A 20,330-nucleotide genomic window follows, 5' to 3' on the forward strand; every position below is an offset into this window, starting at 1 on the left:
CCGCTACCCAATTGCCGGACCAGGTGTGCGGCAAACCCCAGCTCACGACCGTGCGCGCCGGCCCGGGTGCGCTGGGTCACGGCCGTCGGGGGCCGGTCAGAACAGGCTGAGCGGATCGACCTGGAGCCGGACCGGATCGACCGCCTTGCGCGCGCTGCGCTGCCCGGCCGCCGCGTGCAACGCGTCGGCCAGGGCGGCGGCCCGGGCCCGGGGGACCCGGACCAGCATCCGCTCCCGCCCCTCCTCCGCCGGCACCGGGCCGAGGACCTCCGCGTCGTCCGGCAGCCGGGCGCCGGCCAGCAGGTCGGCCACCGCCTCGGCCACGCCGGTGACGCTGGCCATCCGCACCGCCGGCGGGAAACCCAGCTCGCGGCGTTCGGCCAGCTCCCGTTCGGCGAACCAGGCCGCGTCCCAGCGCAGCAGCGCCTGCACCGGCGCGAGGGCACCGTCGGCGACCACCACCACCCGGCCCCCGGCCGCGCCGGGGCGGGCCAGCGCGGCGGCGGCCATCCACCGACGCAGCGCCTCCTCCCCGGCCCGCAGGTCGGCCCGGGTGAGCAGCGCCCACGAGTCGAGCAGCAGCACCGCGCCGAAGCCGCCCTCGGCCACCGGCTCCGCGCCCGGGGTGGCGATCACCAGCCCGGCCCCACCCGGCACGGCGGCCAGCACCTCCTCCCGGCCCGAGGTCCGCACCGGCACGCCCGGGAACGCCCGGCCCAGCTCCTCGGCGGTGCGCCGGGCGCCGGTGACCGAGGCCCGCAGCCGCCGCCCGCCGCACTCCGGGCAGGCGTACGCGGCGGCCACCCGACCGCACCAGCGGCAGGCCGGCGTGCCCTGGGCCGAGGGCAGGCTCAGCGGACCGGCGCAGTGCGGACAGCGGGCCGGGGCCCGGCAGTCGGCGCAGGCGACCGAGGGCAGGTAGCCGCGGCGGGGCACCTGCACCAGCACCGGCAGGTCGGCGCGGAGCGCGTCCCGGGCGGTTGTCCAGGCCAGGCTGGGCAGCCGGGCGGAGGCCGCGCCGGGGTCCCGGGCCAGCTGCGGGTCGTCGCCGGTGGGCGCCATGGCCGGCATCCGCGCCCGGACGATGGCGCGGTCGGCGACCACCTCCCGGGCCCAGCCGGTCTCCACCAGCAGCTGCGCCTCGGCGGTCCGGGCGTAGCCGCCGACCAGGGCGGCCGCGCCGGTGAGCTGGGCCCGGGTGAGCAGCACCTCGCGGGTGTGCGGGTAGGGCGCGCGGGGTTCGGCGTGCAGGTCGTCGCCGTCGTCCCAGACGGCCACCAGGCCGAGCCGCTCCACCGGGGCGAACATGGCGGCCCGGGTCCCGATCACCACCCGCGCCTCGCCCCGGCGGGCGGTCAGGAAGGCGCGGTACCGGGCGGCCGGGCCGTCGGCGGCGGTGAGCCGGACGTGCCGCCCCGCGCCCGGCAGCGCGGTCAGCGCCGCGTCGAGGCGGTCCAGGTCCCGGGCGTCGGCGACCACGACCAGCGCTCCCCGGCCGCCGGCCACGGTGGCGGCCACGGCGTCGGCGTACCGCTCGGCCCAGTCCTCCCCCGGCAGCGCGGACCACACGGCGCGGGGCGCCCGGCCGTCGGCGAGCGCCCGGATCAGCGCCGGCCCGGCCGGGTAGTCCCGCCAGCCGCGCGGATCGACGGGCGCGCCGACCGGTTCCGGTCGCGCGGACCCGGGGTCCGCCGGGGTGGCGGCAGGCGCGCGGTCGGGGTCCGCGGACGTGTCGGCGGCCGCCGACGGCGCGACGCCGGCGTCGACGCGGGTCTCTCCGGCGGCGTCCGGGGCGGGGTCGGGGTCCGCGGACGCGTCGGCGGCGGTGACGGCCTTCTCGGCGCGGGCGTGCCGGGGCGGCACGGCGAGGCGGAGCACGTCGGCCAGGCTCCCGGCGTAGCGGTCGGCGACCGCCCGGGCCAGCCGGGCCACCTCCGGCGAGAGCACCGGCACCGGGGAGACGACCTTCTCCAGGTACGCCAGCTTGGGGTGCGCCGACTCGGCGACGCGTTCCAGCAGCCAGCCGTCGACGAGCTGCCCGGCGAACCGGACCTTCACCCGCACCCCGGGCCGGGCGTCGGCGTCCAGCGCCTCCGGGACCAGGTAGTCGAACGGCCGGTCGAGGTGCGGCAGCGGCACGTCCACGCAGACGCGAGCGACCGGCGACCCCTCGGCGGGTCGCCGGTCGCGGCGCGTGGTGGCGGTCAGGCTCCCGCGGCCGACTTGAGGTCGGCGGCCCGCTCGGTGCTCTCCCAGGTCAGATCCGCCAGCTCCCGGCCGAAGTGGCCGTACGCGGCGGTCTGCTGGTAGATCGGGCGCAGCAGGTTCAGGTCCCGGATGATCGCGGCGGGACGCAGGTCGAACACCTCGGCCACCGCCTTCTCGATCGAGGCCACCGCCACCGTCTCGGTGCCGAAGGTCTCGATGAACAGGCTCACCGGGTGCGCCTTGCCGATCGCGTACGCGACCTGCGCCTCGCACCGCTCGGCCAGGCCGGCGGCGACCACGTTCTTGGCCACCCAGCGCATCGCGTACGCGGCGGACCGGTCGACCTTCGACGGGTCCTTGCCGGAGAACGCGCCCCCGCCGTGCCGGGCGTAACCGCCGTAGGTGTCCACGATGATCTTGCGGCCGGTCAGGCCGGCGTCACCCATCGGGCCGCCGATCTCGAACCGCCCGGTCGGGTTCACCAGCAGCCGGTAGCCCTCGGTCTCCAGACCCAGGCCCTCCAGCTCCGGCGTGATGACGTGCTCCCGCACGTCCGGCGTGAGCAGCGACTCCAGCGAGATGTCCGCCGCGTGCTGGCTGGAGACGACCACCGTGTCCAGGCGCACCGGACGCAGGCCGTCGTACTCGATGGTGACCTGGGTCTTGCCGTCCGGACGCAGGTAGGGGATGGTGCCGTCCTTGCGCACCGCGGCGAGCCGGCGGGCCAGCCGGTGCGCCAGCGCGATCGGCAGCGGCATCAGCTCGGGCGTCTCGGAGCAGGCGAAGCCGAACATCATGCCCTGGTCGCCCGCGCCCTGCGCGTCCAGCGCGCTCTCCGAGCCACCGGTGCGCAGCTCGAACGCGTTGTCCACGCCCTGCGCGATGTCCGGCGACTGGGCGCCGATGGACACGCTCACGCCGCAGGACGCGCCGTCGAAGCCCTTCTTCGACGAGTCGTAGCCGATGCCGAGGATGGTCTCCCGGACGATGGTCGGGATGTCGGCGTACGCCTTGGTGGTCACCTCGCCGGCGACGTGCACCTGCCCGGTGGTGATCAGCGTTTCCACCGCGACCCGGCTGTGCGGGTCCTGCGCGAGCAGCGCGTCGAGAATGCCGTCACTGATCTGGTCGGCGATCTTGTCCGGGTGGCCCTCCGTGACCGATTCGGACGTGAAGAGACGTGTCACGGCACTCCTAAGCATGTGAAGACTTTTAAAGGTCGCTCGGCGGCAGTTTAGTCGCCCCCGTTCCGGTCCGGCCCCGGGAACGGCGAGCAGACCAACCGTCAGGACGGCGGGCCCAGGCGCGCCGCCACGAGATCCCAGACGGCGTCGGCCAGGTCCTCCTTGGGCTGCTCGGGCAGCCGGTGCACGGCGCCGTCGGCCCCGATCACGGTCGCCGCGTTGGTCTCCGCGCCGAAGACCTTGTCGACACCCACCTCGTTGACCACGATCAGGTCGGCGCGCTTGCGGGCGAGCTTGGCCCGGCCGTTGGCCTCGGCGTCGTCGGTCTCCGCGGCGAAGATCACCAGCACCTGCCCGGGCCGGCGATCCCGGCCCAACTCGGCGGCGATGTCCGGGTTGGTGACCAGCTCGACGGTCGGCGCGACGCCGTCCTCCGACTTCTTGATCTTCCCGGTGGCGTAGCTGGCCGGACGGAAGTCGGCGGGCGCGGCGGCCATCACCACGGCGTCCGCGTCGGCGGCCGCCGCCAGCGTGGCCTCGCGCAGCTCCTCGGTGGTGCCCACCCGGACCAGGTCGGCGCCGGCCGGGTCGGCGAGGGCCACGTTCGCCGACACCAGCGTCACCCGGGCGCCCCGGGCCACGGCGGCGCGGGCGAACGCGTACCCCTGCTTGCCGGAGGACCGGTTGCCGAGGAAGCGGACCGGGTCGAGCGGCTCGCGGGTGCCGCCGGCGGTGACCACCACGTGCCGGCCGGCCAGGTCGGCCGGGGCGGCCACGCCGCGGGCCAGCGCCCGCCGGGCGACGGCGAAGATCTCCGCCGGGTCGGGCAGCCGGCCCTTGCCGGTGTCCCGCCCGGTCAGGCGGCCGACCGCCGGCTCGATCACCCGTACGCCCCGGGAGCGCAGCGTGGCCACGTTGGCCACGGTCGCCGGGTGCTCCCACATCTCGGTGTGCATGGCCGGGGCCAGCACCACCGGGCAGCGCGCGGTCAGCAGCGTGTTGGTGAGCAGGTCGTCGGCGAGGCCGTGCGCGGCCTTGGCGAGCAGGTCGGCGGTGGCCGGCGCCACCACGACCAGGTCGGCGTGCTGCCCGAGCCGCACGTGCGGCACCTCGTGCACGTCGGACCAGACGTCGTCGGCCACCGGCTGGCCGGAGAGCGCGGCCCAGGTCGGCGCCCCGACGAAGCGGAGCGCCGACGCGGTCGGCACGACCCGGACCCGGTGACCCGACTCGGTGAAGAGCCGGAGCAGCTCACACGCCTTGTAGGCGGCGATGCCACCGCCGACCCCGAGGACGATCTCGGCGGGCATCGGCGCGGGCGGAACTACGGCTGGTCGGTCGGCTCGGCGGTGAGCAGGCCCGCGTTGATCTCCCGCATCGCGATGGAGAGCGGCTTCTCCTGCGGGGTGGTCTCCACCAGCGGGCCGACGTACTCCAGCAGGCCCTCACCGAGCTGGCTGTAGTAGGCGTTGACCTGGCGGGCACGCTTGGCGGCGAAGATGACCAGCGCGTACTTCGAGGTGGTCTTCTCGAGCAGCTCGTCGATCGGCGGGTTGGTGATGCCCTCGGGGTTGGTGGCGATGGATCCCACGAATTCAAACCTCTGCGTCTCGTGCGCCGCCCAGGGGCGGTGACCGGCTGGCGGGCCGCTCAACCGCCGGGAGGCGGTCGGGCCGGGGCCAGGAATGACGAACCGAGCAATCCTACCAGCTCGGTGGCGGCACGCTCGGTTCGGTCGTGCGCCACGGCGTGTGTGAAGGCGGCCGCGACGGCCGGCTCGGCCCGGTACGCCGGCGGCGCGAGCAGCACCAGCCGGGCCCGCGGCGCCACCGCCCGGACGGCGAGCGCGCCGGCCAGGTCCAACGGCAGCAGCACCGGACGGCCCTGCGCGAGCCGGGACCGCACGTCCGCGCGGGGCACACCCCGGCGGTACGGCCCGATCCGGCACCACTCCAGCAGCTCACCGGCCGCGACCAGCCGGTCGAAGGCGGGCGGGTCGAGGAAGAGCCGGTCCACACCGTCGCGCTCCCCCGGGCGCGGCGGCCGCGTGGTGGCGACCACCGGCACCCACACGGACGCGAGGCGCGCCCGGACCAACTCGACGACACTGCCCCGCCCGGCCCCCGAGGGGCCGGAAAGGACAGTGAGCCGAGCCGCCGAGCGCGCCTCGTCATCCGTGCTCACCGCTTGTTTCTACACGGTGGGCCGTTCAGTTGGCGGCGAACTCTCCGAGCAGCGCCTTACGCTGCTGCTCGCCGAGGCCGCGCAGGCGACGGCTGTCCGCGATCTTGAGCTTCTCCATGATCTGGGTGGCCCGGATCTTGCCGATGCCCGGCATCGCCTGGAGCACTGCCGAAACCTTCAGCTTGCCCACGACGTCGTCGGACTCGGCCCGCTCGAGGACGGTGGCGAGGGTGGTCTTGCCCTGCTTGAGCTGCTCCTTCAGCTCAGCGCGGGCCTTGCGGATCTCCGCGGCCTTCTCCAGCGCGGCAGCGCGCTGTTCGGGGGTCAGTGACGGGAGCGGCACCAGTTCTCCTCAGGTCCCTAGTACGGCGGGCGGAGCGCCCCACCGCAGCTGTGAAACGTGGTGTCGCTGGCAACCAAAGGGGTCCGTGGTTCCCAGCGCGGGGAAAACTAGCGGTCAACGGAGTTTTCGGCAACGTGGACGCGCGATGATCAACGTAAAGTGACGGAGCCGTCAGTCAGTCAGGCGGTGGTCAGGGCGGCCCGGCAGTCGGTCAGCACCCGCTCGACGGCGGCCCGCAGGGCCTCCTGGTCCGGCCCCGCGCCCAGCACCTCACGGGAGTACGACGGCAGCACCGACGGCAGGGCGGCGCCGAAGACCGCCCGCAGCCCGGCGGGCGTCCCGCCCTGCGCACCGAGGCCCGGCGCGAGCAGCGGACCGTTGACCGCATCCAGGTCGTGACCGGTCTCACCGATCGTCGCGCCGACCACCAGGCCGATGCTGCCGAGCGGCTCCGCACCCCGGTTGAGCTGGGAAATCTCGTCGATCACGGTCTGCGCCACGGTGCGTCCGTCGGCGGCCACGGCACGCTGCACGGCGGCGCCCTCGGGGTTCGAGGTGAGCGCCAGGACGAACACCCCGCCGCCGTGCGCGGCGGCCAACTCGAACATCGGGGCGAGCGAACCCACCCCCAGGTAGGGGCTCGCGGTGACCGCGTCGACATACAGCGGGCTGGATGGATCGAGGTACGCCGAGGCGTACGCGCGGACCGTCGAACCGATGTCACCGCGCTTGACGTCGAGAAGAACGAGCGCGCCCGCATTTCGCAACTGTCGGATAGTTGACTCAAGCACGCCGACACCCCGCGCACCGAAGCGCTCGAAGAAAGCCGACTGCGGCTTGACCACGGCCACCCGGTCGCCGATCGCCTCCACCACGGTGCGGCTGAACCGCTCGAGCCCCTCGACGTCGTCGGGCAGGCCCCAGTCGGCGAGCAGACCCGGGTGCGGGTCGATCCCCACGCAGAGCGGTCCCCGCTCCGCCACGGCCCGGTGCAGGCGGGCGCCGAACGTCTCCATCGCGCATCTCCCTCTTCCGGCGGCCGGGGCCGCCTCCGTGTCCAGGCGACGGACCTCCCGTCGCGTCAGGTCGTCCCGGCCGGCCCCGACCGCCCGGCCGGACCTGGCCGGCCTCGACCGCCCGGCCGGGACTCAGCCGGCCTTGACCGCGGCGGCCACGCCGGCCGCGATCCGGGCCACGTCCGCCTCGTCGCAGACGTACGGCGGCATGGTGTAGACCAGGTCCCGGAACGGGCGCAGCCACACCCCCTCCCCGACCGCGGCGGCGGTCGCCCGCGGCAGGTCCACCTCGTGGTCCAGTTGCACCACGCCGATCGCGCCGAGCACCCGCACGTCGGCCACGCCCGGCGTGCCGCGCAACGGCTCCAGGCCGGCCCGCAGGCCCGCCGCGATCCCCGCCACCCGCCCGGACCAGTCCCCGGCCCGCAGCAGGCCCAGGGAGGCGTTGGCGACCGCGCAGGCGAGCGGGTTGCCCATGAACGTCGGACCGTGCGCCAGCACGCCGTCGGCGGAGATCGCCCCGGCCACCTCGGGGGTGCAGAGCGCCGCCGCCAGCGTCAGGTAGCCACCGGTGAGCGCCTTGCCGACGCAGAGCACGTCCGGCGTGACGCCGGCGTGCTCGGCGGCGAACATCCGGCCGGTCCGGCCGAAGCCGGTGGCGATCTCGTCGAAGACCAGCAGGATGCCGTGCCGCCGGGTCACCTCGCGCAGCACCCGCAGGTAGTGCGGGTGGTGGAACCGCATCCCGCCGGCGCCCTGGACCACCGGCTCGACGATCACCGCGGCCAGCTCGTCGGCGTGCCGCTCCACCGCCTCCACCAGCGCCGCCTCGTACGCCGGGTCGGGCGTGGCGTCGAAGCCGGGCGGCGGCACCGGCGCGAACACCTGACGGGGCAGCACGTCGCCCCACAGGTGGTGCATGCCGCCCTCCGGGTCGCAGACGCTCATCGGGTGGAACGTGTCGCCGTGGTAGCCGCCCCGCCAGGTGCCCAGCCGGCGGCGTCCCGGGCGCCCGACGGCGCGCTGGTACTGCAGGCACATCTTCACCGCGACCTCGACGCTCACCGAGCCGGAGTCGGCCAGGAAGACGTGTTCCAGCCCGTCCGGGGCCAGCTCGACCAGGGTGCGCGCCAGGCGTGCCGCGGGCTCGTGGGTGAGGCCGCCGAACATCACGTGGCTCATCCGTCCGAGCTGGTCGGTCACCGCGGCGTCCAGCACCGGGTGCCGGTAGCCGTGGATCGCCGCCCACCAGGACGACATGCCGTCGACCAGCTCCCGCCCGTCGCCCAGCCGCAACCGCACCCCGGCGGCGCTCTCCACCACCAGCGGCGGGCTGGCCGGCGGCAGCGTCGCGTAGGGATGCCAGACGTGCCGGCGATCAACGGCGAGAATCTCGTCAGGCGTCACGGACTCTCCTCCTTCGCCCCTCCCCGGCGATCTTGCGGTATCGGCCCGGGTCGCGCCCGGTGTGAGCGGTGTGCCGGGGCCGAAACTGCAAGATCGCGCGAACTGGGGTCAACGGGTGGTGCGGGTGATGGCCCGGGTGAGGGCGGGGCCGCGGTAGATGAAGCCGGTGTAGAGCTGGACCAGGGCGGCGCCGGCATCGAACATCCGGGTCGCGTCGTCGGGGTCGAGGATGCCGCCGACGCCGATCACCGGCAGGCGGCCCCCGGTCTCCCGGTGCACGAAGCCGACCAGTTCCCGGGCGCGGTCGGTCAGCGGCCGGCCGGAGAGGCCGCCCGTCTCGGCGGCGCGCGCCCGGTCGGCGGGGGCGAGCCCGTCCCGACCGAGCGTGGTGTTGGTGGCGATGACGCCGGCCGCGCCCCGGTCCAGGCACACCTCCAGCAGTTCGGCGACGGCCGGCTCGCTGAGGTCCGGGGCGATCTTCACCAGCACCGGCTTCTCCCCCACCAGCGCGGCGAGCAGGGCGTCCAGATGGGACCGGTCCTGCAACGACCGCAGACCCGGGGTGTTCGGCGAGGACACGTTGACCGCGAAGTAGTCGCCGTGCCCCTTGAGCGCCCGGTAGGAGGCGAGGTAGTCCTCGACCGCCTCGTCCAGCGGGGTCACCTTGGACTTGCCCAGCGAGATGCCCAGCGGCACGCCGAGCGGGCGCGGCAGCGCCGCCAGCCGGGCGGCCAGGGCGTCCGCGCCGGCGTTGTTGAAGCCCATCCGGTTGATCACGGCCTCGCTGTCGCGCAGCCGGAACAGCCGGGGCCGGGGGTTGCCCGGCTGGGCGTGCGCGGTCACGGTGCCGACCTCGACGAAACCGAAGCCGAGCGCCGGCCAGGCGGGCAGCGCCAGACCGTTCTTGTCCATGCCGGCGGCCAAGCCGACGGGGTTCGGGAAGCGCACCCCGAACACCTCCCGCGGCGAGGCCCGGAAGTACGTCCGACGCAGCGCCGCCAGGACCGCCGGCCGCCGGGACAGCGCGGCCAGCCGGGCGAGGGTCCACTCGTGCGCCGCCTCGGCGTCCCCGCCCCCGAGCGCGAACAGCCGCGGCCGCACCACCTTCTCGAAGATCACCGCCCCGCCCCCGACCCGTTGACCATGAGGTTGGCGGCGATGTGGATCTCCGCTGCCGCCGCCAACCTCATGATCGACGCGGACGTCGGGGTGGTCACTCGCCGGCCCGCAGGGCGGCGTGCAGGTCCTGGAGGGGGCGGACCTGGAGGTCGCCGTTGATCCTCGCCTCGATGCCCATGACCGCGGCGGCGGCGCCGGGGACGGTGGTGACACACGGGATGTCCGCGGTGACCGCGGCGCTGCGGATCTCGTAGCCGTCCGAGCGGGCGCTCGCGCCGGAGCCCTGCGGGGTGTTGACCACCAGCGCCACGTCGCCGCCGAGGATCAGCGAGACCGCGTCCGCCCCCTCGCCCGACTCGTAGTGCTTGCGGATCTGCTCGCAGGCGATGCCGTGCCGGCGCAGCACCTCGGCCGTGCCGGTGGTGGCGACGATCTCGAAGCCGAGGTCCGCCAGGCGCTTGATCGGGAAGATCATGCCGCGCTTGTCCCGGTTCGCCACCGAGACGAAGATCTTCCCGGCCGTCGGCAGCGACCCGTACGCGGCGGCCTGCGACTTGGCGAACGCCCGGCCGAAGCCGGTGTCGATGCCCATCACCTCGCCGGTGGACCGCATCTCCGGGCCGAGCAGCACGTCGATGCCCTTGCCGGCCGGGGTGCGGAACCGCTTGAACGGCAGCACCGCCTCCTTGACCGCGATCGGCGCGTCGGCCGGCATGGTGCCGCCGTCACCGGTCGGTGGCAGCAGGCCCTCGGCGCGCAGCTGCGCGATCGTCGCGCCCAACGCGATCCGGGCCGCCGCCTTGGCCAGCGGCACCGCCGTGGCCTTCGACACGAACGGCACCGTACGCGAGGCGCGGGGGTTGGCCTCCAGCACGTAGAGCGTGTCGCCCTGCAACGCGTACTGGACGTTGAGCAGGCCGCGCACCCCGACGCCGCGGGCGATCTCCTCGGTGTAGCGGCGCACCTGCGTCAGGTGCGAGCCGGCCAGCGTGATCGGCGGCAACGCGCAGGAGGAGTCGCCGGAGTGGATGCCGGCCTCCTCGATGTGCTCCATCACGCCGCCCAGGTAGACGTCGCCGTCCGCGTCGACGAGCGCGTCCACGTCGATCTCGATGGCGTCGTCGAGGAAGCGGTCCACCAGCACCGGGTGGTCGGGCGAGATGTCGGTGGCCCGGCCGATGTAGTCGCGCAGCGTGGCGTCGTCGTAGACGATCTCCATGCCCCGACCGCCGAGCACGTACGACGGCCGCACCAGCACCGGGTACCCGATCTCGTCGGCGATCGCCTTCGCCTCGTCGTACGAGGTGGCCATGCCGTGCGCGGGCGCCCGCAGTCCGGCCCGGGCCAGCACCGCGCCGAACGCGCCCCGCTCCTCGGCCAGGTGGATCGACTCCGGGGAGGTGCCGACGATCGGCACCCCGGCGTCCTTGAGCCGCTGCGCCAGGCCCAGCGGGGTCTGGCCGCCGAGCTGGACGACCACCCCGACCACGCCCGGCCCGCCGGCCGCCCTGCCCGACGAGTCCTCGGCGTGCCAGACCTCCAGCACGTCCTCGAAGGTCAGCGGCTCGAAGTAGAGCCGGTCGGCGGTGTCGTAGTCGGTGGAGACGGTCTCCGGGTTGCAGTTGACCATCACGGTCTCGTAGTTCACGTCCCGGAGGGCCTGGACGGCGTGCACGCACGAGTAGTCGAACTCGATGCCCTGCCCGATCCGGTTCGGCCCCGAGCCGAGGATGAGCACCTTCGGCCGCTCCGAGGGCGCCACCTCCGTCTCCTGGTCATAGGTCGAGTAGTGGTACGGCGTGGTCGCCTCGAACTCGGCCGCGCAGGTGTCCACCGTCTTGTAGACCGGCCGGACCCCGAGCCGGTGGCGCAGCGTGCGTACCCCGTCCTCGGCGGCCAGCTCGGGCCGCAGCGCGGCGAGCTGCCGGTCGGACAGGCCGGCCCGCTTGGCCCGGCGCAGCAGGGCGGCGTCGAGCACCGGGGCGTCGACGATCTCGGCGCGCAGCTCGACCAGGGCGGTGATCTGGTCCAGGAACCAGGGGTCCATGCCGCCGGAGGCCTCGGCCACCTCGGCGATCGACGCGCCCAGGCGCAGCGCCCGCTCGACGGTGTAGAGCCGGCCGTCGTGCGGCATCCGCAGCGCGGCGAGCGTGTTCTCCTTCGTGGCGCCCGCCGGGTCCGGGGTGGTCCAGAAACCGGACGACTTCGTTTCCATCGAGCGCATCGCCTTGTTCAGCGCCTCGGTGAAGTTGCGGCCCAGGCTCATCGCCTCGCCCACCGACTTCATGGTGGTGGTCAGCTCCGGGTCGGCGCCGGGGAACTTCTCGAACGCGAACCGGGGGATCTTCACCACCACGTAGTCCAGCGTCGGCTCGAACGCGGCCGGCGTCTTGAGCGTGATGTCGTTGGGGATCTCGTCCAGCGTGTAGCCGATGGCGAGCTTCGCGGCGATCTTGGCGATCGGGAAGCCGGTGGCCTTCGACGCCAGCGCCGAGGAGCGCGACACCCGCGGGTTCATCTCGATCACGACGATCCGGCCGTCGGCCGGGTTGACCGCGAACTGGATGTTGCAGCCACCGGTGTCCACCCCGACCTCGCGCAGCACGGCGATGCCGAGGTCGCGCAGCCGCTGGTACTCCCGGTCGGTCAGCGTCATGGCCGGGGCGACGGTGACGCTGTCGCCGGTGTGCACGCCCATCGGATCGACGTTCTCGATCGAGCAGACCACCACCACGTTGTCGTGGCGGTCGCGCATCAGCTCGAGCTCGTACTCCTTCCAGCCGAGCACGCTCTCCTCGATGAGCACCTCGTGCACCGGGCTGGCGGCCAGCCCGGAGCCGGCGATGCGCTCCAGGTCCTCGTCGGTGTGCGCCATGCCGGAGCCGAGACCGCCCATGGTGAACGACGGGCGGATGACCACCGGCAGGCCCAGCTCGGCGACCGTGTCCCGGACCTCGTCCATCGAGTGGCAGACCCGCGAGCGCGGGGTCAGCGTCGACGGGTCGTCCAGGCCCAGGCGTACGCCGGCCTTGGCCACGATGTCCTTGAACAGCTGCCGGTCCTCGCCCCGGTTGATCGCCTCGATGTTGGCGCCGATCAGCTCGACGCCGTACTTCTCCAGCACCCCCGCCTCGTGCAGGGCGACCGCGGTGTTCAGCGCGGTCTGCCCGCCCAGGGTGGGCAGCAGCGCGTCCGGGCGCTCCTTGGCGATGACCAGCTCGACGAACTCCGGGGTGATCGGCTCGACGTAGGTGGCGTCGGCGAACTCCGGGTCGGTCATGATCGTCGCCGGGTTGGAGTTGACCAGGCTGACCCGGATCCCCTCGCTGCGCAGCACCCGGCAGGCCTGGGTGCCGGAGTAGTCGAACTCGCAGGCCTGTCCGATCACGATCGGCCCGGAGCCGATCACCAGCACGTGCTTCAGGTCGGTCCGCTTAGGCATTCTTGCCGCCTTCGATGAGCTCGGCGAAGCGGTCGAACAGGTAGTCCGCGTCGTGCGGACCGGCCGCCGCCTCCGGGTGGTACTGGACGGTGAAGGCAGGCACGTCCACGGCCCGCAGCCCCTCGACCACGTTGTCATTGAGGCAGAGGTGTGACACCTGGACGCCGCCGAACTCGGTCTGGATCACCTGATCCGGCACCACCGCGCCGTCCCCGGCGCCCGGCACCTCGACCGCGAAGCCGTGGTTGTGGCTGGTCACCTCGACCTTGCCGGTGACCCGGTCGAGCACCGGCTGGTTGATGCCGCGGTGGCCGTACCCGAGCTTGTAGGTGCCGAAGCCGAGCGCCCGGCCGAGGATCTGACTGCCGAAGCAGATGCCGAACAGCGGGATCCGCCGGGTCAGCACCTCCCGGGCCAGGGCCACCGGGCCGTCGGCGGTCGCCGGGTCGCCCGGGCCGGGCGAGAAGAACACCGCGTCCGCGCCGGTGGCCAGCAGGTCGTCGATCGTCGAGCCGGCCGGCAGGACGTGGGTGGTGACGCCGCGGGCGGCGAGCCGGCGCGGCACGTTGCGCTTGATGCCCAGGTCCAGCGCGGCCACCGTGAACCGGTGCTCGCCCTGCGCCTCGACGACGTACGGCTGCGCGGTGCTCACCTCGGCGGACAGGTCGGCGCCGACCATCTGCGGCGAGCGGCGTACCCGCTCCAGCAGCGCGGCCGGGTCGTCCTCGACGCTGGAGACACCGACCCGCATCGCGCCGCGCTCACGCAGGTGCCGGGTGAGCGCCCGGGTGTCCACCCCGCTGATGCCGACCACGCCCTCGGCGGCGAGCCGGTCCTCCAGGCCGCCGGTGGCGCGCCAGTTCGAGCCGATCCGGGCCGGGTCGCGCACCACGTACCCGGCCACCCAGATCCGGCCGGACTCGTCGTCCTCGCCGTTGACGCCGGTGTTGCCGATGTGCGGCGCGGTCTGCACCACCACCTGCCGGTGGTAGGAGGGGTCGGTGAGCGTCTCCTGGTAGCCGGTCATGCCGGTGTTGAAGACCGCCTCGCCGAAGGTCTCCCCGACGCTGCCGTACGCCTCGCCGTGGAACGTGCGCCCGTCCTCCAGGACGAGGATCGCGGAACGTCTCTTCACTTCACAGCCTTTCCGTCCAGGACCGTCGGCTCGCCGCGCAGGAAGGTCGCCACGATGCGACCCGGCAGCGTCATGCGGGCGTACGGGGTGTTGCGACTGCGACTGGCCAGCTCCGCCGGCTCGATCACGCGGCGGGCGGCCGGGTCGACCAGGGTCAGGTTGGCCGGCACGCCGGGCGCCGGGTCGAGGCCGTGCCCGGTCAGCCCGGCGATCCGGGCCGGCGTGCGGGACATCCGCTCGGCGATCAGGTCCCAGCGGGGGCCGAACACGTCGAGCGCGATGGACAGCGCCGTCTCCAGGCCGAGCATGCCCGGCCGGGCGTACGCCCACTCGCACTCCTTGTCCTCCACGGCGTGCGGCGCGTGGTCGGTGGCGATGATGTCGATCACGCCCTCGGCCAGCGCGGCCCGCAGCGCGGCGACGTCGGCGGCGGTGCGCAGCGGCGGGTTGACCTTGAAGACCGGGTCGTACGTCTCGGCCCGGTCGTCGGTCAGCAGCAGGTGGTGCGGCGTCACCTCGGCGGTCACCCGCACCCCGCGCGCCTTGGCCTGCCGCAGCACCTCGACGCTGCCGGCGGTGGAGACGTGGCAGACGTGCAGCCGGCTGCCGACGTGCTCGGCCAGCAGCACGTCCCGAGCGATGATCGCCTCCTCGGCGACGGCCGGCCAGCCGGTCAGCCCGAGCCGGGTGGACACCTCGCCCTCGTGCATCTGCGCGCCCTCGGTGAGCCGGGGCTCCTCGGCGTGCTGGGCGATCACCCCGTCGAACGCCTTGACGTACTCCAGCGCCCGGCGCATCAGCCGCGGGTCGGCCACGCAGTGCCCGTCGTCGGAGAAGATCCGCACCCGGGCGGCGGAGTCGGCCATCGCGCCCAGCTCGGCCAGGCGCTCCCCGGCCAGCCCGACGGTGACCGCGCCGATCGGCTGCACGTCGACCAGGCCGGCCTCCCGGCCGAGCCGCCAGACCTGCTCGACCACGCCGGCGGTGTCGGCGACCGGCGACGTGTTCGCCATCGCGCAGACCGCCGTGTAGCCACCGAGCGCCGCCGCCCGGGACCCGGACTCGACCGTCTCGGCGTCCTCCCGGCCGGGTTCGCGCAGGTGGGTGTGCAGGTCGACCAGGCCGGGCAGCGCGACCAGGCCGGTCGCGTCGAGCACCGTGGCGTCGTCGGCGGTCAGGCCGGCGCCGGCCCCGGCCACCACACCGTCGCGGATGAGCAGGTCGGTCGGCTCGCCGTCGAGCACACGGACGTTCCTGATGAGGTACGCGGTCACCGGTTGTTCCCTCCGAGCAGCAGGTAGAGGACGGCCATCCGCACGGAGACCCCGTTGGCGACCTGTTCGACGATGGTGGAGCGGGACGAGTCGGCGACCTCGGGCGTGATCTCCATCCCCCGGTTCATCGGGCCGGGGTGCATGACGATCGCGTGCTCGGGCAGCCGACGCATGCGCGGCCCGTCGAGCCCGTAGCGGCGGGCGTACTCCCGGGCCGAGGGGAAGTAGGAGTCGCTCATCCGCTCCCGCTGCACCCGCAGCATCATCACCACGTCCACACCGGGAAGAACGGTGTCGAGGTCGTAGGAGACGTCGGTGCCGGGGGCGAGCGCCGGGGAGATGTCGCGCGGGATCAGCGTCGGCGGGCCGACCAGGGTGACCTTGGCGCCCAGCGTGCTGAGCAGCAGCACGTTCGAGCGGGCCACCCGGGAGTGCAGCACGTCGCCGACGATCGCCACGTGCAGGCCGGCGAGCCGGCCCAGCCGGGACCGCATCGTGTACGCGTCGAGCAGCGCCTGGGTGGGGTGCTCGTGGGTGCCGTCGCCGGCGTTGACCACCGACCCGTCCACCCAGTCGGCCAGCCGGTGCGGCGCGCCGGAGGCGGGGTGCCGCACGACCACCGCGTCGGCGCCCATGGCCTGGAGGGTCAGCGCGGTGTCCTTGAGGCTCTCGCCCTTGGCCACGCTGGAGCCCTTGGCGGAGAAGTTGATCACGTCGGCGCTGAGCCGCTTGGCGGCCGCCTCGAACGAGATCCGGGTCCGGGTGGAGTCCTCGTAGAAGAGGTTGACCACGGTGCGCCCGCGCAGCGCGGGCAGCTTCTTGACCTCGCGGCCGGCCACGGTGGCCATCTCGGCCGCGGTGTCCAGGACCAGGGTGGCGGTGTCGGCGTCCAGGTCGGCGCCGGAGAGCAGATGACGGATCATGCGGGTGACCCCCCGTACAACTTGACCTCGTCGGTGCCGTCGGTCTCGGCGAGGGTGACCTTGACGTTCTCGGCCAGCGCGGTGGGGATGTTCTTGCCCACGTAGTCGGCGCGGATCGGCAGCTGGCGGTGGCCGCGGTCGACCAGGACGGCGAGCTGCACGGAGGCCGGGCGGCCGACGTCGCTGAGCGCGTCCAGCGCGGCCCGCACGGTGCGGCCGGAGAAGAGCACGTCGTCGACGAGGACGACCCGCTTGCCGTCGATCCCGCCGGGCGGCAGGTCGGTCGGGCCGACCGCGCGGGTGGCGTGCCGGCGCAGGTCGTCGCGGTAGAGGGTGATGTCGAGCACGCCGACCGGGACGGTCACGTCCTCGAAGGTGCTGATCCGGGCGGCGAGCCGTCTGGCCAGGGGCACGCCCCGGGTGGGGATGCCGAGCAGCACGGTGTCGGCGGCGCCCTGGGTCTTCTCCAGGATCTGGTGGGCGATGCGGTCGACCACCCGCGAGACGTCGGCGGCGGCGAGGATCACCTTCACCGAGGGTTGTCGCGGCGGCGACGGTTGGGCAGCCGGTGGGTAGGCCACGGCGGACCTCCTTCCCCGCCTCACGGGACGGGTCGTTAAAGGACGTCTGATCGACTCCGGCGGACCCGCGGGGGCCCGGACCGGGGCTTCACGCCACGTTACCAGCGGTCACCGGGCCCCCCGTCGCCGGTCCTGACCTGCTGGTCAGCCCGGAGAAATGCGGACAAGCCAGACCGGCCCCCCGGACCCGGTGGAGAGCAACACTTGACCACGTGTCGCAATCCCCGTACCGTCACGCTCCGTAGCGATAGCTGGGAGAACCCCGAGCAGCACTGGGAGTGTCCGAATGCCCTCTGAATACGCCAAGTCGCTGGGCGCCCGCCTGCGCTCCATCCGCCAGCAGCAGGGCCTGTCCCTGCAGGGTGTGGAGGAGAAGTCGAACGGGCGGTGGAAGGCCGTGGTGGTCGGCTCGTACGAGCGCGGCGACCGGGCCGTCACCGTGTCCCGCCTGGCGGAGCTGGCCGACTTCTACCGCGTTCCCGTCTCGGAGCTGCTGCCCGACGGCAGTGGGGTGCGTCACGAGCCCACCAGCAAGATCGTGCTGGACCTGGAGCGGCTCTACGACGAGGCCTCCGAGGACCTCGCGTACGTCGCCCGGTACGCCCGCGCCATCCAGCAGCAGCGCGGTGACTACAACGGCCGGGTGCTCTCCATCCGCGCCGACGACCTGCGCGCCCTCGCCATCGTCTACGACGCCTCGCCGTCGGGTCTGATCGAGCGGCTGACCGAGCACGGTGTGCTGGTCGCCGACCCGCGGGCGTTCTTCGCCTCCTGACCCACCCGTACGTCGAAGGGCCCGTGCCGTCCGGCACGGGCCCTTCGTCGTCGCGGCGCGTCAGCGCGTGGCGTACTCGGCGATCCGGCCGAGGATGCCGTTGAGGAACCGGGGCGAGTCGTCGGTCGACATCTGCCGGGCCAGCTCGACGGCCTCGCTGATCGCCACCGCGTCGTCGATCTCGTCGACGTAGAGCAGCTCGTAGACGGCGATCCGGGCCAGGTTGCGGTCGACCACCGGCATCCGGTCGAGCGTCCACCCCTCGGCGTAGCTGGCGATCGTCTCGTCGATCCGGTCGAGGTGCGCCGCGACGCCCTCGACCAGCCCGACCGCGTAGCCGAGGTGGTCGGGGCGGGGCTGCTCGATCCGCTCCAGGTAACCGGCCAGGACCTCGACCGGGGGCCGGTCGCGCAGGTCGGCCTCGAAGAGCACGTCCAGCGCCCGCTTGCGCGCCTTGCGGCGCGCCGGCATCTGCTGCTTCGGACCCTCGGCCATCAGGCTCGGCCGAGGTAACGGCCGTCGCGGGTGTCGACCTTGATCTTCTCACCGGTGGTGATGAACAGCGGCACCTGGACCGTGGCGCCCGTCTCGACGGTGGCCGGCTTGTTGCCGCCGGTCGACCGGTCGCCCTGCAGGCCGGGCTCGGTGTAGGTGACCTCGAGCACGACCGAGGTCGGCAGCTCGATGTAGAGCGGGACGCCCTCGTGGGTGGCGACGGTCGCCTCGGCCTCCGGGAGGAGGTAGTTGGCGGCCTCACCGACGACGCCGCCCATGACGGTGATCTGGTCGAACGTCTCCAGATCCATGAAGACGTAGTCCTCGCCGTCGGCGTACAGGTACTGCATGGTGCGCTTGTCCACGGTCGCCGTCTCGACCTTGGTGCCCGCGTTGAAGGTCTTGTCGACCACCTTGCCGGACAGCACGTTCTTCAGCGTGGTGCGCACGAAGGCACCACCCTTACCGGGCTTGACGTGCTGGAACTCGACGACGGCCCACAGCTCGCCGTCCAGGTTGAGTACCAGGCCGTTCTTCAGGTCGTTGGTGGTGGCCATTTCCTGCCTTGATCATCAATTGGCGGACAGACCCACCAAGTCTACTAGCTGTGTCGAATCGGACCCCGGCCCCAGGTGACGCAGCGTCAGGCGCCAGCACCGAGCCGGAGCGCCAGGTGGTGCAGGGCCAGCCGGTAGCCGTCCACGCCCAGGCCGCAGATCACCCCGGTGGCGACGGCGGAGACCACCGAGTGGTGCCGGAACTCCTCGCGGGCGTGGATGTTGGAGATGTGCACCTCCACCAGGGGGCCGCGCAGCAGGGCGCAGGCGTCGCGGACCGCGATCGAGTAGTGCGACCAGGCGGCCGGGTTGAGCACCACCGCCGCCTCCTCGTCGGCCGCCTGGTGCAGCCAGCCCAGCAGCTCGTGCTCGGCGTCGGTCTGCCGCACCACCACGTCCAGGCCCAGCTCACGCCCGGTCCGCTCGCAGTCGGCCACCAGGTCGGCGTAGCTGGTCACGCCGTAGACGTCGACCTGGCGGGTGCCGAGCCGGCCCAGGTTCGGCCCGTTGAGCACGTGGACCCTCACGAGCTGATCTCCCGGTACGCCTCGGCGAGCAGGTCGTCCGACGGCGCCTCCAGGATCGCCGGGCGGGCGAGCCCGTCCAGCACCACGAACCGCAGCCGGCTGCCCCGGGCCTTCTTGTCCACCCGCATCGCGGCGAGCAGCTCCGGCCAGGCGTCGGCCCGGTAGCCGGTGGGCAGGTCGAGCGCCGCCAGCACGTCACGGTGCCGGCGCGCGGTCGCCTCGTCGAGCCGGCCGGCGAGTCGCGCGAGGGTGGCCGCGTAGACCAGCCCGACCGCGACCGCGTGCCCGTGCCGCCAGCGGTAGCCCTCGACCTTCTCGATCGCGTGGGCGAGGGTGTGCCCGTAGTTGAGCACCTCGCGTACCCCGGACTCGCGCAGGTCACCGCCGACCACGTCGGCCTTGACCCGCACCGCGCGCTCGACCAGCTCGCGCAGCACCGGGCCGGTCGGGTCCAGCGCGGCGGCCGGATCCCGCTCCACCAGGTCGAGGATCACCGGGTCGGCGATGAACCCGCACTTGACCACCTCGGCCAGGCCGGCGGCCAGGTCGGCCGGGGGCAGGCTGTCCAGCGTCGCCAGGTCGCAGATCACGCCGACCGGCGGGTGGAACGCGCCCACCAGGTTCTTGCCGGCCGCCGTGTTGATCCCGGTCTTGCCGCCCACCGCGGCGTCGACCATGCCGAGCAGCGACGTCGCCACCGGCACCCAGCGCACGCCGCGCAGCCAGCTGGCCGCGACGAAGCCGGCCAGGTCGGTGACCGCGCCGCCGCCCACCCCGACCACCGCGTCGGTACGGGTGAAGCCCGCCGCGCCGAGCCGGTCCCAGCAGCCGGCGGCCACGTCGACGTGCTTGCCCGCCTCGGCGTCGGGCACCTCCACCAGCAGCGGCGCCACGCCGTCGGCGCGGAGCCGCTCGGCGAGCCGTTCGGCCAGCGCCTTCAGCGGCGGCGCGTACAGGAAGGCCACCCGCTCCGCGCCGGGCAGCAGCCGGGGCGGCGGGTCGAGCAGGTCGCGTCCCACCAGCACGTCGTACGGCCGTTCGCCGCCGACCGGGATCCGGGTCACCTCGTCCATCGCCGGCAGCCTAGTCCAGCGCCCGCCCCCGGCGCGGCGACTGTCCACTCCGTGGGGCGTTTGTCCGCGCGCGCCCCGGGTAGGGCG

The 20,330-nt window shown here is 73.8% G+C and carries 19 protein-coding genes; 1 reads left to right on the top strand and 18 read right to left on the bottom strand.

What is annotated here, in order from left to right:
* Window positions 1–96: 96 nt before the first annotated feature.
* From GA0070622_RS21915 to pyrR, 14 genes are all read right to left on the bottom strand, one after another.
* A complete protein-coding gene (locus GA0070622_RS21915; RefSeq protein WP_091578016.1) occupies window positions 97–2,145 on the bottom strand; it encodes a primosomal protein N' in 2,049 nt (682 codons plus the stop codon).
* A 59-nt stretch (window positions 2,146–2,204) separates the two neighbouring features.
* The gene (gene metK, locus GA0070622_RS21920) at window positions 2,205–3,395 is read right to left on the bottom strand and encodes a methionine adenosyltransferase (RefSeq protein ID WP_245666717.1); all 1,191 of its coding nucleotides are present in this window, start codon (window positions 3,393–3,395) and stop codon (window positions 2,205–2,207) included.
* A 98-nt stretch (window positions 3,396–3,493) separates the two neighbouring features.
* Entirely contained in the window at window positions 3,494–4,702 is a 1,209-nt protein-coding gene (gene coaBC, locus GA0070622_RS21925) for a bifunctional phosphopantothenoylcysteine decarboxylase/phosphopantothenate--cysteine ligase CoaBC (protein ID WP_091578022.1), read from the bottom strand.
* 14 nt (window positions 4,703–4,716) lie between these two features.
* The gene (gene rpoZ, locus GA0070622_RS21930) at window positions 4,717–4,983 is read right to left on the bottom strand and encodes a DNA-directed RNA polymerase subunit omega (protein ID WP_013285517.1); all 267 of its coding nucleotides are present in this window, start codon (window positions 4,981–4,983) and stop codon (window positions 4,717–4,719) included.
* A gap of 59 nt (window positions 4,984–5,042) precedes the next feature.
* Window positions 5,043–5,576, bottom strand: a complete 534-nt coding sequence (locus tag GA0070622_RS21935) for a nucleoside/nucleotide kinase family protein (protein ID WP_091578025.1) — start codon at window positions 5,574–5,576, stop codon at window positions 5,043–5,045.
* Window positions 5,577–5,601: 25 nt separating this feature from the next.
* Complete coding sequence (gene mihF, locus GA0070622_RS21940; protein WP_013285515.1) at window positions 5,602–5,919, bottom strand: integration host factor, actinobacterial type; 318 nt, start codon at window positions 5,917–5,919, stop codon at window positions 5,602–5,604.
* Window positions 5,920–6,098: 179 nt separating this feature from the next.
* Window positions 6,099–6,935, bottom strand: coding sequence for an orotidine-5'-phosphate decarboxylase (gene pyrF / locus GA0070622_RS21945; RefSeq protein WP_091578028.1), 837 nt, complete (start codon window positions 6,933–6,935; stop codon window positions 6,099–6,101).
* Window positions 6,936–7,067: 132 nt separating this feature from the next.
* Window positions 7,068–8,342 carry an adenosylmethionine--8-amino-7-oxononanoate transaminase gene (locus tag GA0070622_RS21950; protein ID WP_091578031.1) on the bottom strand — a complete coding sequence of 425 codons (1,275 nt, stop codon included), beginning with the start codon at window positions 8,340–8,342 and terminating at the stop codon, window positions 7,068–7,070.
* Between the two features lie 108 nt (window positions 8,343–8,450).
* A complete protein-coding gene (locus tag GA0070622_RS21955) occupies window positions 8,451–9,461 on the bottom strand; it encodes a quinone-dependent dihydroorotate dehydrogenase (protein ID WP_091578034.1) in 1,011 nt (336 codons plus the stop codon).
* Between the two features lie 94 nt (window positions 9,462–9,555).
* Window positions 9,556–12,903: a carbamoyl-phosphate synthase large subunit gene (gene carB, locus GA0070622_RS21960; RefSeq protein ID WP_091578037.1), complete on the bottom strand. Its 3,348-nt coding sequence runs from the start codon at window positions 12,901–12,903 to the stop codon at window positions 9,556–9,558.
* Window positions 12,896–14,038 (bottom strand): glutamine-hydrolyzing carbamoyl-phosphate synthase small subunit, encoded by a 1,143-nt coding sequence (gene carA, locus GA0070622_RS21965; RefSeq protein WP_091578040.1) that lies wholly within the window; start codon window positions 14,036–14,038, stop codon window positions 12,896–12,898. The genes carB and carA overlap by 8 nt, the downstream gene beginning before the upstream one ends.
* Complete coding sequence (locus GA0070622_RS21970; protein WP_091578043.1) at window positions 14,035–15,312, bottom strand: dihydroorotase; 1,278 nt, start codon at window positions 15,310–15,312, stop codon at window positions 14,035–14,037. The genes carA and GA0070622_RS21970 overlap by 4 nt, the downstream gene beginning before the upstream one ends.
* A complete protein-coding gene (locus tag GA0070622_RS21975) occupies window positions 15,309–16,235 on the bottom strand; it encodes an aspartate carbamoyltransferase catalytic subunit (RefSeq protein ID WP_091578045.1) in 927 nt (308 codons plus the stop codon). Before GA0070622_RS21975 ends, GA0070622_RS21970 begins: the two co-directional genes overlap by 4 nt.
* A complete protein-coding gene (gene pyrR, locus GA0070622_RS21980) occupies window positions 16,232–16,816 on the bottom strand; it encodes a bifunctional pyr operon transcriptional regulator/uracil phosphoribosyltransferase PyrR (protein WP_091578047.1) in 585 nt (194 codons plus the stop codon). The genes GA0070622_RS21975 and pyrR overlap by 4 nt, the downstream gene beginning before the upstream one ends.
* A 286-nt stretch (window positions 16,817–17,102) precedes the next feature.
* Between pyrR and bldD the strand changes: the two genes are divergently transcribed.
* On the top strand, window positions 17,103–17,591 hold the full coding sequence (bldD, locus tag GA0070622_RS21985; protein WP_013285505.1) for a transcriptional regulator BldD: 489 nt from the start codon (window positions 17,103–17,105) through the stop codon (window positions 17,589–17,591).
* Between the two features lie 60 nt (window positions 17,592–17,651).
* On the opposite strand, the gene nusB is transcribed toward bldD, so the two are convergent.
* From nusB to aroB, 4 genes are all read right to left on the bottom strand, one after another.
* Window positions 17,652–18,062, bottom strand: a complete 411-nt coding sequence (gene nusB, locus GA0070622_RS21990) for a transcription antitermination factor NusB (protein ID WP_176558877.1) — start codon at window positions 18,060–18,062, stop codon at window positions 17,652–17,654.
* Between the two features lie 23 nt (window positions 18,063–18,085).
* Window positions 18,086–18,643, bottom strand: a complete 558-nt coding sequence (gene efp, locus GA0070622_RS21995) for an elongation factor P (RefSeq protein WP_091578052.1) — start codon at window positions 18,641–18,643, stop codon at window positions 18,086–18,088.
* A gap of 86 nt (window positions 18,644–18,729) precedes the next feature.
* Complete coding sequence (gene aroQ / locus GA0070622_RS22000) at window positions 18,730–19,170, bottom strand: type II 3-dehydroquinate dehydratase (protein ID WP_091578055.1); 441 nt, start codon at window positions 19,168–19,170, stop codon at window positions 18,730–18,732.
* Window positions 19,167–20,243 carry a 3-dehydroquinate synthase gene (aroB, locus tag GA0070622_RS22005; protein ID WP_091578057.1) on the bottom strand — a complete coding sequence of 359 codons (1,077 nt, stop codon included), beginning with the start codon at window positions 20,241–20,243 and terminating at the stop codon, window positions 19,167–19,169. The genes aroQ and aroB overlap by 4 nt, the downstream gene beginning before the upstream one ends.
* Between the last annotated feature and the right edge of the window lie 87 nt (window positions 20,244–20,330).

The sequence above is a fragment of the Micromonospora sediminicola genome, from assembly GCF_900089585.1.
Taxonomy (GTDB): domain Bacteria; phylum Actinomycetota; class Actinomycetes; order Mycobacteriales; family Micromonosporaceae; genus Micromonospora; species Micromonospora sediminicola.